Annotated in this window: 8 protein-coding genes; all 8 read left to right on the top strand. The window is 47.3% G+C overall.

Annotated features, from left to right (window positions below; translation table 11 throughout):
- Position 1 precedes the first annotated feature (1 nt).
- The 8 genes from rhaM to GQF63_RS01005 all read left to right on the top strand — a co-directional run bounded on the left by rhaM (position 2) and on the right by GQF63_RS01005 (position 16,799).
- Positions 2-313 carry an L-rhamnose mutarotase gene (rhaM, locus tag GQF63_RS01040; RefSeq protein ID WP_160367235.1) on the top strand — a complete coding sequence of 104 codons (312 nt, stop codon included), beginning with the start codon at positions 2-4 and terminating at the stop codon, positions 311-313.
- A gap of 2 nt (positions 314-315) precedes the next feature.
- A complete protein-coding gene (locus GQF63_RS01035) occupies positions 316-3,060 on the top strand; it encodes a glycosyl hydrolase (RefSeq protein WP_160367234.1) in 2,745 nt (914 codons plus the stop codon).
- A gap of 66 nt (positions 3,061-3,126) precedes the next feature.
- Complete coding sequence (locus tag GQF63_RS01030) at positions 3,127-6,306, top strand: SusC/RagA family TonB-linked outer membrane protein (protein ID WP_160367233.1); 3,180 nt, start codon at positions 3,127-3,129, stop codon at positions 6,304-6,306.
- A 3-nt stretch (positions 6,307-6,309) separates the two neighbouring features.
- Complete coding sequence (locus GQF63_RS01025; protein WP_160367232.1) at positions 6,310-7,818, top strand: RagB/SusD family nutrient uptake outer membrane protein; 1,509 nt, start codon at positions 6,310-6,312, stop codon at positions 7,816-7,818.
- A 665-nt stretch (positions 7,819-8,483) separates the two neighbouring features.
- Positions 8,484-9,896, top strand: coding sequence for a glycoside hydrolase family 28 protein (locus GQF63_RS01020; protein ID WP_160367231.1), 1,413 nt, complete (start codon positions 8,484-8,486; stop codon positions 9,894-9,896).
- Complete coding sequence (locus GQF63_RS01015) at positions 9,886-13,464, top strand: DUF4450 domain-containing protein (RefSeq protein WP_160367230.1); 3,579 nt, start codon at positions 9,886-9,888, stop codon at positions 13,462-13,464. The genes GQF63_RS01020 and GQF63_RS01015 overlap by 11 nt, the downstream gene beginning before the upstream one ends.
- Positions 13,465-13,505: 41 nt before the next feature.
- Entirely contained in the window at positions 13,506-15,656 is a 2,151-nt protein-coding gene (locus GQF63_RS01010) for a hypothetical protein (protein WP_160367229.1), read from the top strand.
- 3 nt (positions 15,657-15,659) lie between these two features.
- A complete protein-coding gene (locus tag GQF63_RS01005) occupies positions 15,660-16,799 on the top strand; it encodes a glycoside hydrolase family 88/105 protein (protein ID WP_160367228.1) in 1,140 nt (379 codons plus the stop codon).
- Positions 16,800-16,803: the final 4 nt, after the last annotated feature.

The raw sequence follows: 16,803 nt of genomic DNA, 5'->3' as shown, positions 1-16,803 counted from the left end.
CATGGAAAGAATTGCATTTACCATGAAACTGAAACCAGGCTACATCGCCGAGTACAAAAGGCGGCATGCCGAACTGTGGCCAGAAATGAAACAGCTGCTGCAGGAAAATGGTATTTCCGATTATTCCATCTTCCTCGATGAGGAGTCCTTATTGCTGTTCGCTGTGCATCGGCAAGAAGAAACCGGCATCAGCAATTTAAAAGAAAAAGAAGTCTTAAAACGCTGGTGGAAATACATGGCTGAAATCATGGATACCCATTCCGATTATTCACCTGTTACCCATCCGCTAACCCTGGTATTTCATTTGGATTAAACATGATGAAGAAAAAATGGATATATAGCCTCAGTTTAGTAAGCTTATTGCAGCTTTCAGCGGCTGCGCAAACCAGCTGGCCTAGCGTGCAAAAAGAAATGAAACCTTGGACCCGATGGTGGTGGCCAGGCTCTGCTGTAGATCAAAAAAATATTTCCCTAGAATTGCAACGCCTGCAGCAAGTAGGCTTTGGTGGGGTCGAGGTGACGCCTATTTACGGGGCTAAGGGCTTTGAAAGCCGTTATGTTTCCTTTTTAAGTCCATCCTGGTTATCGCTATTGCGCTATACCAGCCAGCAGGCCGATCGCCTGGGCATGGAGGTCGACTTAAATTTAGGCACCGGATGGCCCTTTGGTGGACCCCAGGTTTCCCAACACTATGCAGCAACAAAATTGCTGCTGGAAGAATGGAATTTGAAACACGGCGAAACCTTAGCCTTGCCCTTAAAAAGCCAAGACCCGAAGCAAACCTATACCCAGGCCTTGGCCTTACGCGGCTACAACAGCAAAGGCGAGCAGATAAATCTCGATCACTTGTTGAAAAAGGAGCAGGGAAGCTGGACAGCACCTGCAAATTTGAAGGTCTATGCCATGCTTTCAGGACGGACCGGTCAGAAGGTGAAACGCGCCGCCCCGGGAGGTGAAGGCTTTACCCTGGACCATTTGGGAACCGCCTCCGTACAATCCTATTTCAAGCATTTTCAACAAGCCTTCGGTACCGAAGCAACGGGAGTCCGCGCCTTTTTTAACGATAGTTACGAGGTGTATGGCGCCGATTGGACCGATGCTTTCTTAGCAGATTTTGAACGGATCAAAGGCTATAAACTGGAAGACCATCTGTATGCCTTTTCCGGTAAAAGTGATGATAAAGACGCGGAAGCGCGCTTAAAATCCGATTACCGCGAGGTAGTCAGCGAAATCCTCGAGCAACATTTCCTGCGTCCATTTACGCAATTCGCGCATCAAATGGGCAGCCTATCAAAAAATCAAGCCCATGGCTCACCGGGTAATCTTTTGGACCTCTACGGCAGCACCGATATTGCCGAATGCGAGACCTTCGGTTCCAGTGCATTTGATATCCCACATTTACGTCGGGATTCTGCGGATGTACGCAATGTAGATCCCGATCCCATGATGTTTAAATTTGCTAGTTCTGCAAGCCATACCCAAGGAAAGAAACTAACCTCCTCGGAAACCTTTACCTGGTTAACCGAGCATTTCCGTACGTCCTTATCGCAGGCCAAACCCGAGGTCGAGCAACTCTTTTTATCGGGTGTAAACCATGTGTTTTATCACGGAACCACCTATAGCCCGGAGGATGTTCCATTTCCAGGCTGGTTGTTTTATGCCTCGGTAAATTTCACCCATCATAACCCATTTTGGTCGAACCTATTGGGCTTAAACCAATACATCACACGCGTGCAGTCGATTTTGCAAAGTACGCAAGCCGATAATGAACTGTTAATCTATTGGCCGATTTATGATATCTGGCACGATCAGGATAAGGCTTTTAAGCAATTAAGCGTGCATCATGTAGACCATTGGTTGTGGCCTACCGCCTTTTACAAGCAAAGCATGAACCTGCAAAGACGGGGATATGGTGTCGACTTTATTTCCGATCAGCAGTTAAGTCGTACCACATTCGATCAAGGGCATTTGCGAACCCATGCGGAAGCGAAACCTTATCAAGCGATCTTTATACCAGAAACCCAGTATTTCTCGGAAGAAACCTTAGCGCAGCTGCTCAGCTTGGCAGAACAAGGGGCAACCTTGCTGTTTCAGGCAGTGCCGCAGCAGGTACCGGGCTATCATGATGTCGAAAAACGACAGCAAAAATTACAAGCCCTATGGCAAAAAATAGGATTCGATGCGAATGAGCCGAATCAGTATAGCCGCTACGGCAAAGGGAAAGTGTATTTAACCCAAGATATTGTCTCTGCCTTGGAAACAGAAAAGCTATTTGGCGAGGAACTTAGCCGTACCGGTTTAAAGTTCCATCGCAGAATAGCCGATGGCGCACATTATTATTACCTCGTAAATCATCAGGCGAAGGCCGTTGATACCTGGGTAAAATTACAGGCCGAGGGATCTTCCATCAGCTTAATGGATCCGCAATCGGGCGAACTAAAACAACTGCCTATCCAAGAGGGGCGCATTCGAGTGCAATTAGAACCCGGTTACGCTTGGATCTTGAAGGTTGATCAAAGTACGCCGGCCTTACCGGCCTTCCGCTACTTGGAGAACGAAAAAGTGCTGCCAGTCTTTAATCAGCCGTGGAAGCTCAGTTTTGTAAAAGGTGGCCCGAAGCTACCTACGGGTAAGACGCTGAAGAAGCTGCAATACTGGACGGATTTCAAGGAGTCGTCCTATCAAAATTTTTCAGGAACCGCTGCTTACGAAACGACGTTTCAGTTGAAAAAAGAACAGCAAAAAAACTATCGCTTAAACCTAGATGGCTTAGGCGAAAGTGCCCAAATCTTTGTTAATGGGCAAGACGCAGGCTATATCTGGGCACAGCCGTATCAGCTTGATATCGCTGCCTACCTGAAAGACGGCAAAAACAGCATCCGTATTGAGGTAAGCAACCTGATGGCCAATCGCATTCGCTATATGGATCAGCAGAAGATTACCTGGCGGAACTATCATGAAATAAATTTTGTCAATATAAATTACGAACCCTTTGATGCCGGCAAATGGGCCGTGATGGAGTCCGGATTGCAAGGACCTATTCAGCTCATTAGCTATTAAAGGCTAGTAATCGCAATCATCACCTTTGAAAAGTAACCAAATAATAAACTAAAACAAGAGTAAGCCATGAAAATTAAGTATTGGATGCGTGCTATTTTACTCCTTCTTGTTGCCGGCTGGAGCCCCTTACTGGCGCAGCAGCAGATTCAAGGAACAGTAGTAGATAGCCAACAAAAACCACTGGCAGGCGTAACTGTTACGGTGGAGGAAGACAAAACCCGGGTAGTACCTACCGATGCGCAGGGGAACTTCCAAATTCAAGCAAAGCCTGGGGAAACTTTGCTATTTACCTCCGTTGATTATGAAACACATCGATTAAAAATTCAAAACCAAAACCCGCTGCAGGTCACCTTAACCGCTAAGGATGAACGCCTGGATGAGGTTGTCGTGATTGGATACGGATCGCAACGACGTACAAACGTGATTGCCCCGGTTTCAAAAATGAATGCCGAAGGCTTAGAAGAACGTCCGATTGCACGGGTAGATCAAGCCTTAGTAGGGCAGATGTCCGGTGTGCGGGTGAAACAAAATACCGGTGTTCCGGGGAAAGGTCTTTCTGTACAGGTACGGGGCTCAGGGTCTATTACGGCCGGTTCAGAGCCGCTCTATGTGGTCGATGGTTTCCCATTAGCAACGGCCTCCCAAAATGGATCCGGTAATTATTCCGCCGGAAACCCATTAGACAACATGAACCCTAGCGATATCGAGTCCATCGAAGTGTTGAAAGATGCTTCTGCGGCAGCGATCTATGGTTCACGTGCCGCCAACGGTGTGGTATTGATTACCACCAAACGCGGCAAAACCGGTCAGGCCAAAATCAATTTCAACACCTATTTGGGGTCCTCACAAGCCTATCGCAAGTTAGATATGTTAAATGGGCTGGAATGGATCGATCGAGCCAAAGAAATGATCGATGCCGCTTGGGTTGCATCCGGACCGAATCGTACGGCCAGCCAAACCACCGACGAAAGACGGACCATCCTAAAATTAGCACCGGGCACTTACAATACGTCCTTGATGTATGATGAGCGTTGGTTGCAAGATGGTCAGCCGGGTCTATACCTTATCGATTGGCAAGAGGAAGCCTACCGCAAAGGATTAGCCCAGAATTACCAGCTTTCAGCATCCGGCGGTACAGACTTTGTCAATTACTACATTTCCGGAAACTACCTAGATCAACAGGGCATTATCCAGGGATTGAAATATAAAAACTATACCATGCGTGCCAATGTGGATGTGAAAGCGTCGAAGAAGTTCACCGTAGGCTTAAATCTAGCCCCTACATACTCCATCACAAACGACCCTGGTATTGAAGGAAAAGATAATATTATCCACCAAATCTATTCGATGACTCCGGTGCAAGATCATGCTGCCGGCTCGGTAAATGTTTTTGAAAATGAACGTTATCCGTGGAGTACCTCCACCAACGATCCTATTGCCAAGCTGAACAACTATATTGGGGAGAGTAAAATCGCCAGAATTATTGCCAGCACCTATTTGCAATACAAAATATTGGACAACTTAACGTTTAAAACCACCTTAAACGTCGATCATGCCGATCGTCAAGGCTTCTCCTATATGCCGTATACCATTGCCGGTACCTTAGCGAACCGTTTGGCCAACCCGAACTTAGCGACTTACGGGCAAAACAGCTCTTATAGAAGACAGACCCTCGTGAATGAAAATACCTTAAACTACGATGTAGAAATTGGCAACCATAGCATTCAAGCTTTGTTGGGGCATGCTTATAACTACGATCGTTTTGAAAATAATTCCATCACCTCGCAAGGGGGATACACCACCTCTGCCATCAAAACCTTGAATGGGGCAGTAGGAACCGTTTCCAGTACCGGGGCGACCAAGAACTTGATGTTATCTTATTTCGGACGTATTCAATACGCTTATTTATCGAAATACTTGCTTTCGGCTAGTGTGCGTCGCGATGGTTCCTCTCGCTTTGGCTTAAATACCAAGTGGGGTTGGTTCCCATCGGTATCGGTAGGATGGCGCGCCTCGGAAGAGCCTTTCTTGAAACAATGGGAAGACCTTTCGGAGTTGAAATGGCGGGTAAGTTACGGTGAGTCCGGAAACAACAATATCGGCGATTATTCAGGTATTGCCATGCTTGGAAACTACAATTATTCCTGGAACGGTACCTCCGCTGCAGGGCAGGCGCCAAGCAATATCATTAACCCGGATATTACCTGGGAGAAATCTAGAACCTTCAACGTGGGGGTAGACTTTGGCTTTTGGAAGTCGCGCTTAACAGGTTCCTTCGACTATTATACCCGCACCAGTAGCAACCTCTTGCTGAATGTGCCAACCCTGTTGGCCACCGGATTTGGGTCGGTATTGGATAATGCCGGGGAAGTGAAAAGCCAAGGTTGGGATTTGGAACTGCGTTCGCAAAACTGGCAGAATGAAAACTTTTCCTGGTCCACATCCTTCAACTTAAGCCATAACAAAAACAAAGTAGTACGCTTAGTTGGCGATCAGCAGCAATTGCTGATCCCATCCTCATTTGATATTCAGCACAGTATTTTACAGGTGGGACAGCCGATGTACAGCATTTATGTGGTACAACAGGATGGCATCCTTTCGCAAGCCGATATCGACAATAATGTGCCGGTATATGGTAGCCAGCAAGCGGGTGACCCTCACTATGTGGATGCCAATGGCGATGGTGTAATCGACGCCGATGACCGCGTGATTGTTGGCCATCCGAACCCGGACTTTATTTGGGGGATTACCAACGATATCCGTTATAAAAAGTTCGATGTCAGCTTTATGTTCCAAGGCCAAACCGGCGGACATATCTATTCCCTATTGGGTAGAGCCTTAGGCCGTACCGGACAAGGCACCGTGGATAATGCCTTAGGTTTTTACCGAGATCGCTGGCGCTCGGAAGAAGATCCGGGAGACGGACGTGTGGGTAAAGCCTATTCTACCTTTGGTCGTATCAAAAATACCGACTGGTTGTATTCTTCAGATTATTGGCGCTTAAGACAAGTGACCTTCGGCTATAACTTCAAAGATGTGAAACTTGCCGGAGCCTCCTTCTTACAGAACGGTCGTCTTTATGTTACCTTAGAAAACTACTGGGGTAGAGATAAGTATGACGGTGGGGCCAACCCAGAGGCAACAAACACCAACTTAAGTGGTAGCTCGACCTATGCAGAACCGGGTGACTACGGAGGCCTTGCCTTACCGAAAACAATAACCTTTGGTATTAATTTGACTTTCTAAGCAATGAAAAAGATATTTTATGTTTTATTAAGCTTAGGCCTGTTGAGCTCCTGCGATATGGAGCTGGATCAACAGCCCCTAGCCAGTGCGACTTCCGAAACATTCTTCCAAACCGCACACGATTTTAATCAAGGCTTAAATGCCGTATATGCCGCTTCACGTTCCTTCCCCGATCGCTTGTTAAACCTGTCGGAAACACGTTCCGATAATCTATACGCCGTATCTGATGGGGGAGTACGCGATTGGGAAGGGGTAAACAGCTTCCACAGAACCATCGCCTCCAATCCTTATGTGGTGGATGCTTGGCAGAGTAATTTTACGGGAATATTCCGGGCCAATAACTACCTGGAACAATTGCAAAGCAAAGGTACAACCGTCATTACCGATGAGGGCTTGCGCAAGAGAATGGAAGGCGAAGTGCGTTATTTACGCGCGTTCTTCTATTTCGATTTGCTGCGCTACTTTGGGAAGCTGCCGATCATCGATCGGGTGGTGTCCAATAACGAGGCTTCCGAAATTCAGCGTAGCCCCGTATCTGCGGTGTATGATTTTATTATTCAAGACCTGGAAGCGGCTATTAATGCCTTGCCGGCACCTAGTGGCTATGCCACTGCCGATAAGGGCCGAGCCAATAAATTCTCAGCGAAAATGCTGTTGGGCTTAGTCTATATGACGCGTTCCGGCCCTAATCTGGGCATTGAAGGCCCGGGTTTGAACAGCCAGGAATGGGAAAAAGCAGCTGCACAATTCAATGATATTATCCAGAGTAAGGAGTTTGCCTTTTTAGATAGCTATGCTTCCATCTTCAACTATGATAATGAGCGCAATAAGGAGGTTATTTTTAATATCGAATATTCCAGCGGCAGTAATCCGGTGGTGGGTTCCACCTTCCCATGGGTTTTAGTACCCGATACCTGGTTCCAGTCCAAAGGTTTTGGAACGCAGGGGGGCTTAATGATTCGTCCGGTTGCGGAAGATCTATTGGCCAAATACAGCGATACAGATGTGCGTAAAACCTTTAGCATCGAATCGGGCTATACCTACGGCAATGTGGTAGAAACACGTTCTTTCGTGAAGAAGTTTGTCGATATCACTAAGGTGCCAAAAACCAGCCGCATGGACTGGCCGATCAATTACATCGTATTCCGCTATACGGATGTGCTGCTGCTCAAAGCAGAATGTATTCTGAATGGTGCCGCCGGCAATAAAGCCACCGAAGTGGATGCCGTTGTGAACCAAGTGCGTGCGCGTGCCGGCTTAAGCGGAAACTTAGCTGGGGTAACGAAAGCACAATTATTAGAAGAACGTCGTCGTGAATTTGTGGGCGAAGGCAGTCGTTGGTTCGACTTGATCCGCTCCGGCGAGGTGGAATCGGTGATGAAAGCCTGGATTGCCAAAGAGGATGTGATGAACCAAATGGAAGACTTCCAGGTAAATTACGTGCTGTATCCAATCCCGCAATCGGAGCTGGACACCAAACCAGGACTGTACCAACAAAACCCTGGATATTAATGAATATGGCAATATATTAGTTTTAATAGGTTACTTGTTGTGAAATAAGTAAGGTTGATTGAGGAGGTTTCATAAGACCTCTAAGTTAGATACCCCGCTATAACAGGCGGGGTTATTTTGTTTAAGCGTAGCCCTGCTTTTGGAAATGGTCTTTGCTTTTGCTTTTTACTTTCTTTTCATAGCCGATGTTCAGCCCTTTGCAAAGGGGATTGATACGGGTGAGAAAGGGGTGAGAAAGGGGAGAGGAAAGGGTGAGAGCGGAAGGTGGTATGGTGAGTTTGTCATAATTTTGTCATGGTGAGCGGAGTCGAACCACGAACGACTGGTACGTCAGTACCTCCAAAAAAACATAATTTTATTATTTAAAAGTTTGGTACAAAACGTGATAGCGACCAATAATATGTTGCTTTAAAACGCTATTAATAAGATTGTTAAGCACGGTTGATTGCATTGACGTACCAGTCGTTCGACTCCGCTCACGATGACAGCACGGTAAAACACGTCTCCTTACTTGCCTCCCTTCCTGAATTCATTCTTCTTTAAAACGCATCTAACCACCTGTAAAACAACATAATAGCGCATAAATCACAGGATAGGGCAGGTCACAGGCATGTTGGTCATTTTATTATCTTGTTGGCTAGACTACTTTAAAAATAACATTACACATGAAGGAGCTATTCGTATACTGCTGTCTAGTTTTGGGGATTCAAAGCATTGGATTCGGGCAGGAAAAAGTTTGGAAAAATACAGAAGAGATTTTAGCGGAGGTTGATGCCTTAAAGCAACAGATCGTTCAACCCGTATTTGCCGATCGTGATTTTAAAATTACGGCTTATGGTGCTGTGGGCGATGGACAGACCAAAAATACGGAAGCCTTAAAAAAAGCGATTGAAAGCTGCTCGGCTGCCGGTGGCGGTCGGGTATTGGTGCCGGAGGGTGTCTTTTTAACCGGCGCTATTTATTTGAAAAGCAATGTAAACCTGCATTTGGAAAAGGGCGCCACGCTCTTATTCAGTCGCGATAGTTCCGATTACCCGATGGTGTTTACCCGTTGGGAGGGGATGGAATGTATGAACTATTCACCCTTTATCTATGCTTATGAAGAGGAGAATATAGCCATTACCGGAGAAGGTTTATTGGATGGTAATTCCAATAACGACCATTGGTGGTACTGGTGTGGTGCGCGGAAATACGGCTGGCATGAAGGCCGTCCGGGGGAGCAGAAGCCTGCACGGGCGGTATTGCATCAGCAGATGGCCCAGGAAATGGATCCGCGGAAGCGCATCTATGGCGATGGCCATTTCCTGCGTCCCAACTTTGTGCAGCCCTATCGTTGTAAGAATGTGTGGATATCCGGTGTAAAAATGATCAATTCGCCGATGTGGAACCTCAATCCGGTTTTATGTGAAAATGTATTGATCGAGAAGGTCACGATTGTTAGTCATGGTCCTAATAACGATGGTTGCGATCCGGAGGCTTGTAAAAACGTATGGATTCGTGATTGCTACTTCGATACAGGCGATGATTGCATTGCCATAAAATCGGGACGGGATGAAGATGGCCGCAATATCGGCCGCCCGGCAGAGAACCATATCATTGAAAACAGCATGATGAAAGATGGCCACGGCGGGGTGGTGATCGGTAGTGAAATTGCTGGCGGTGCAAGGAATATCTATGCGCTGAACAATACGATGGATAGCCCCCAGTTAGACCGTGCGCTGCGTATTAAAACCAGCTCGAGCCGCGGTGGTACCATTGAAAATGTTTTTTGCTACAACACGAAAGTGGGCACTTATAAAGAGGCTGCAGTTCGTTTCAATATGTTTTATGAAAAACCCGGAAACCATATCCCTACGATTCGTAACATCTGGGTTGAAAATATGAAAGTAACCAAGGGAGGCAAATATGGGGTTCTTTCCCGTTCCTATCCTTCCTCGCCGGTTCGTCATTTTACGATGATCAATTGCGAGATCGATGGCGTGGAGCAAGCCTATCAGGTAGATCACTTACAGGATGTACGCCTGGAAAATGTGAAAATAAATGGTCAAGAGATTAAAGCCCTGAAGCATGAAAAATAGGCTGAAGCTTTATTTATTAGCGGCCTGTTTGGCTGGGCATGGCCTGACGATGGCGCAGACAAAAGAGGAAATGGAAGTTATACGTCCTTTGCATTATACGCAGGATAAGGGCGATTTTTTGTTGAAGTCGGGGAAACTACGGTTTAACCGGGCTTTATACGGCGATAATCGGGCTTCTCGTGTGGAGGCTGGCGATTTGCCGGAATTTGCACTTTACCTTCCGGGCATGGGAGGTAATTTGCAATTTGTCTTGGAATCTGCCGGGCAGCGGAAGAAATTAATCGATGCCGCCCATATCGAAACGCGCTATCGTGCAGGATCCATGTTGTATAGGATTCAAGATCCTTTTCTAGGGAAAGGGACGCTGGAAATTCAGGTATTGGCACAGGCAGAGGAGGAAGGCTTGATATTGCAATGGCAAGGGAAACAGCTGCCCAAGAATACCGCACTTTATGTTCTTTATGGCGGCGCCAGCGGAACCTCTTTCAGTAGAAACGGCGATATTGGTGCTGACCCCGAATCGGGATTTTATTTAACGGAAGCGCATGCCAAAGGCAATCGCTTTGTATTGAAGAAAAACAGCTTCGACCTGCATTTTACAGGTCGTAAAGGGCAGGCTCAGCAGTTGGCGGGTTCCTTTTCCGGAACGCCCGTATTGGCCACAGCCAATGCTAGTGCCTTGGATGATTTAACGAAGCTGCGTGCGCCTTTGAATTCCGATGCGCCCATGGCCTATGCCTATTATACAGATTTATCAAAACCACAATGGGTTTCCATTAGTAAGGGCAGCTTAAAAACAAGGCCTTTGGAGCAGGTTTTTCAACGGGCTGAAGCGAAGCGCAAGGGCATGTTAGCGCGGGTGCAATTGCACACGCCGGATAGCCTCATCAACACGATGGCAGGAGCATTAGTGATGGCCGCAGACGGGGTGTGGGAAAGCCCAACCTTTCTGCATGGTGCTGTAGCTTGGCGGATGCCGTTAAATGCTTGGCGGGGTGCTTCTGTAGCTGATGCGTTGGGCTGGCATGATCGGGCGAGAACCCATTTTAACGCCTATAGCCAGTCGCAGGTTTTAGAACCGGCAACAGCAGCGGTTGAAATGGACACGGCCTTGCATTTAGCGCGCCATGTGGAACGTATGGGCACCGCCATGTTCTCCAGTGGTTATATTTCCCGCAATCCCAATAATAACCGCATTGCGCATCATTACGATATGAACCTGGTCTTTTTTGATCAGCTATTGACTCATTTTAACCATACCGGCGATCTGGCGTATATCCGGCAGCTATGGCCCTACTTTGAGCGGCACCTGGCTTGGGAACGGCGAAACTTTGATCGGGATAAGGATGGGCTTTACGATGCCTATTGTGCCATTTGGGCCAGCGATGGTTTGCAATATTCAGGGGGAGGGGTGAGTCATACCTCGGCCTATAACTTGCGCGCCAATCGCTTTGCCGCAAAATTATGTGGGCTATTGGGTATCGATGGGAGCCTCTATCATCAGGAGGCCGATAAAATTGAAAAGGCTTTAAAATCTAGGTTATGGCTGGCCGATCAAGGTCATTTTGCCGAATTCCAGGATGCCTTGGGCAATAAATTGCTGCATAAAATGCCGGGTTTATGGACCATCTACCATACGGCAGATGCGCATTTCCTCAATCCTTTTGAGCATTACCAACAGATTCAATACGTGCATCAGCATATCCCTAAAATTCCGATCCGTGTGGCCGGAATGGAAGGCCAGGGGCTGTATACTTTGGCGAGCACAAATTGGCAACCTTATACCTGGTCGGTGAATAATGTTGCCCTCGCTGAAAACTTACATACAGCCCTGGCATTCTGGCAAGGGGGCAGCAAGGAGGATGCGTATGTGCTGTGGCGCAGCAATTTATTAGAGAGTATGTATTTTGGGAAGAGTCCGGGTAATTTCCATCAATTATCGCATTACGATGCCGTTCGTGGCGAATTGTATCGTGATTTTGCCGATCCGATTGCGATGGCTGCCCGCAGCCTGGTAGAAGGCTTGTTTGGCGTTGAACCTCATTTATTAGACCAGGAAATCCGCATTCGTCCGGGCTTTCCAAGGGATTGGAAGGAAGCCAGCCTTACTGTACCTCAATGGCAGTACGATTACCAGAAACAAGGAGATAAATTAACCTTATCTTTCCGTCAGGAGTATGGTCAGGATTTAGCCTTGCGTTTAGCCATTCCTGTTGATTTTCAAACGATTCAATCGGTACGCTTAAATGGAAAACCCCTGGCTTGGAGCTGGAAGACAGATGCCGTGGGACAACCCATGCTACTGATTAACTGCCCGAAGGGCCAAGATTTTAAGCTGGAGATTCAGGGTAGCGGGCATTGGCAAGCCTTCGCTTCTGATTCGTATGCCCTCGCCTATAGCGATGCTTGGGATTTACCACTACAGCCGCAGGAGCAGTTGTTGGAAATTTATGATCCGCAGGGATTAGTGCAACAGCAGCAAGGCAAAACAATACAGTTTAAGTCGCAGGAACGGCAAGGTACATTTTTCGCGAAAGCAAAGCAGGGGACAAGTGAAGCCTGGCATGCCGTAAATGTAGCCCTAGGGCATGCGATACAGCATCAATTTCAAAAGGATAGCCAAGGCCATCATTTGCAATTAAGCAACCGTTCTCAAGTTTCGCAGACCGTGCAGCTACAATTGGGCAATTGGCAGCAAACCTTGGAATTAAAGCCGGGGGCTGCGGAACGATTAAACATTCCGCAAGCCAGCTTAAATCGAGGAACCAATCGCATTTCCTTGTCGGTTGGTCAGGATAAACAGGTGCTGGATCTGTTCGACTGGGAGTTGCCCCATGCAGGACGTATTAAAACCCAGGATATTTCGGCATCTTATAATGGCCGTGCACAAGCTATTTTTCAACAACAATATTTAAGCCCTAGACCTGAAGGGCCAACCTTGCAACTGCCATGGCAGGGCATTGGGAATTGGTGTTATCCGCTGACGCAAGCGGAATTGGATGATAGCGGATTGATGCAGGCACGTAAAGCCAATGTATTGCAGATATTGGATATTCCATTCTTCATTCAAGGGGAGCAGCAGAACATCGCTTTTTGTAGTCAATGGGATAATTATCCGACGAATTTGACGATTCCGGTAAGCGTTGGCAAGGCCAAGAAAGCGTATTTGCTAATGGCAGGATCTACTAATCCGATGCAATCGCAAATGGAGCAAGGCTATGTCAGCATACAATACAAGGACGGTAGTCAGGATAGTTTGGTATTACATAATCCGACGAACTGGTGTCCGATAGAGCAAGACTATTACGATAATGGTTATGCCTTTGAGTTGGCCGACGAGCAGATTCCATACCGTGTGCAATTGAAGAATGGGGAAGTATATCGTGCTGGGCAATTGCCGCAATACAGCAGCATTAAGGGCTTTACAACGCGTGCGGTGGAAGGTGGAGCGGCAACCCTATTGGACTTAGCCCTAAACCCAACAAAAGAAATTCAATCGATTAGCCTACGCGCCCATTGCAATGATGTGGTGATCGGCCTAATGGGTGTCAGTTTTTTAACAGACTAAGCAAGAGAATTCATTTAAACCTATAAAATATACCGCATAATATGAGGAAACCTTTGTTAATAACCTGCCTTGGGATAATGCTGATGGCATTGGCACCTTCGGCAGGGGCACAATCAAAAATAGACCGCAAGGCCGTAGTCAGTCGCCATAAGGTTCAAAATACCAGCATGGATACCCTGGCCTCCCTCACGGTAGGGAATGGTCAATTTGCCTATACCGTGGATGCGACCGGTATGCAGTCATTCCCGAGCTATTATCAGAAAGGCGTATCGCTAGGTACGCAGAGTGATTGGGGTTGGAATAGCTTTCCGAATACGGGGAATTACAAATTTGAGGAAACCCTAAAGGCCTATGATTTTAATCAGGATGGTCGGCAAGCCTTATATAGTATTCAGCATAAAGAAGCCGGAAGAGCCAAAGAAGCGACGGATTACTTTCGGGTGAATGCGCACCGTTTGCAATTGGGCAATGTGGGCTTGCAATTGCTGTTGAAGAATGGCCAAAAAGCCAAAGCAACAGATATTAAGGATATTCAGCAAGAGTTGGATCCTTGGACGGGCATAATCCATAGTCGTTTTACGCTGGAAGGCGAGCGCGTAGAGGTGAAGACGGCGGCCCATCCGCAGGAAGATCTGATTGCCGTGCATGTTGCATCGCCCTTAATTGGCAAAGGGAGGTTGCAGGTTTTTATTCGCTATCCATACCCTACAGGGACGTTTTTGGATGAAGCCGCCAATTATGCAGATGCGGATCAACACCAATCGGCCATCCTGAAACAAACGAATGATGGCGCCTTATTGAAGCATCAGTTAAGTTCGGCCTTGTATTATAGCCAGGCGCAATATTCGAAAGGGAGCATGTCAGCTGCCGGACAGCATGAGTTTGTGTATCAACCGGATAAGTCTTTGCAAAGCTTTGATTTTTCCTGTCGCTTTTTGCCGGAGGCACCTGCCGCCGGGAAGCTTGCAGGCTATGCCGCTGTAGCGCAGGCCAGCAGCCAAGCTTGGGAATCGTTTTGGCAGTCGGGTGCTGCGGTTGATTTTGCCGGCAGCAGCGACCCGCGGGCCCAAGAGTTGGAACGTCGGGTGGTGCTCTCGCAATACCTCACCAAGGTGCAATGTACGGGTGAAAACCCACCACAAGAAACCGGATTAACCTTTAACAGCTGGTATGGCAAGCCACACACGGAAATGCATTGGTGGCATGCGGTTCATTTTGCCTTATGGGGCCGCCCGAAATACCTGGAGAAATCCATGGGCTACTATTTCAGAACGCAGGATAAGGCCCGTGCATTAGCGGAACGCCAAGGCTATAAAGGCGTGCGCTGGATAAAAATGACAGATTTAGAAGGGAATGAAAGTCCTTCCTCGGTGGCTGCCTTTTTGATTTGGGAGCAGCCCCACCTGATCTATTTGGCGGAATTGGCCTATCGGGATAAACAAGATCCGGAGGTATTGAAAAAATACCAGGACCTGGTGTTTCAAACGGCGGAGTTTATGGCGGATTTTGCCCATTTCGATGAAGCGAACGATCGCTACAATTTAGGTTTAGGGGTGATTCCGGCACAGGAGGTATTTCGTGCGGCGGAAACGCGGAACCCAACTTATGAAGTTGCCTATTGGGATTGGGCTTTAGGCATTGCGCAGCAATGGAAAGAACGTTTAGGACTGCCGAAAGAGCAAAAATGGCAAACCGTGATTGATAAGCTGGCGAAACTACCGGTGCAGGATGGCGTTTACCTGGCGACAGAAACGGCCACGGATTCCTATACCAATCCGAAATGGCGCACCGACCACCCTAGTGTATTGGGTGCCTTGGGCATGGTGCCCGAGTCGCCGAAGCTGGATAAGCAGGTGATGAAAAATACCTTGGATACAGTTTGGAAGACTTGGTTTTGGACAGAAACCTGGGGTTGGGATTTCCCGATGGTAGCGATGAATGCTGCGCGCTTAAAGCAACCCCAAAAAGCTTTGGATGCCCTGTTTATGGATATACAGACGAATACTTATTTAAAAAATGGCCATAACTACCAGGATGGTCGCTTACGGATTTACCTACCGGGCAATGGTGGCGTATTAGCTGCCGTGGCGATGATGTTGGAAGGCTGGGACGGCGAAAACAACACTTACCCCGGATTTCCGCAGGATGGTTCTTGGAAAATAAAAGCTGAAGGATTTAAAAAAATGCCCTAACCTATGAAAAGAAATATCATGATCAGTACCTGTGTGGCGGCGCTCTTGACTTTGCAAGCGCAGGCACAAAATTTTACGACGAAAAAAGCTGTTTTAGGGCAGTTGCGTGTGGCCAATGATTACTTTATGAAGAAGTGGCCAGACCCCCATAAAACCATTATTACCAATAAGGAAAGACCCGCCAATATTTGGACCCGAGGTGTTTATTATGAGGGCTTGCTGGCCTTCTATAGCATTGATCCGAACCCGGCCTATTACCAGTATGCGGTAACCTGGGGCGAGAAACATCAGTGGAAACCCGTTCGTGGGGAAGTGTATACGCGCCATGCGGATAATCAGAATTGCGGCATGAGCTATATCGACTTGTATCGGCTTGACCCGAGCAAACCGGAACGTATTAAGGCTATTAAAGAAAATATTGACTCCCTGATTCGGACTGATAAATATACCGATTGGACTTGGATTGATGCCATACAGATGGCGATGCCCATTTTTGTGAAGCTTGGGGTGACCTACAAGGATCCGAAGTATTTTGATGCCATGTATAAGATGTACCATCACATTAAATACAGCGAAGGTGGGCATGGTTTATACAACCCGAAGGATAGCTTATGGTGGCGCGATAAGGATTTTATTCCGCCTTATGCGGAACCGAATGGGGAGGATTGTTACTGGTCTCGCGGAAACGGATGGGTATTGGCGGCCTTGGCTTTGGTGCTGCAGGAATTGCCAAAAAGCGACCCCCATTATGCTGAATATAAGGAAGATTTTATACAGTTGGCGAAGGCAGTAGTGCCCTTACAGCGACAAGATGGCTTTTGGAATGTGAGTTTGCATGATGCGAATCATTTCGGCGGAAAGGAAGCAAGTGGGACTGCCTTATTTGTTTATGGCATGACCTGGGGCGTAAATAATGGCATCCTGGACAAAGCTGCTTTTTTAGCCCCTATTGAAAAAGGCTGGCAGGCCATCAGCAAAGAATCTATTCAGCCGAATGGCTTTTTAGGCTATATCCAATCTACCGGGAAAGAGCCAAAAGACGGACAACCCGTATTAAGGGATAAAACGCCCGACTTCGAGGATTACGGCTTAGGCTGCGTATTGCTGGCCGGAACGGAAGTCTACAAACTCGTTCAACCTTAATCAA

The sequence above is a fragment of the Sphingobacterium humi genome, from assembly GCF_009768885.1.
GTDB lineage: Bacteria > Bacteroidota > Bacteroidia > Sphingobacteriales > Sphingobacteriaceae > Sphingobacterium > Sphingobacterium humi.
The sequence above is the reverse complement of the archived record's forward strand: the minus strand, read 5'-3'. Positions and strand labels throughout refer to the sequence as shown.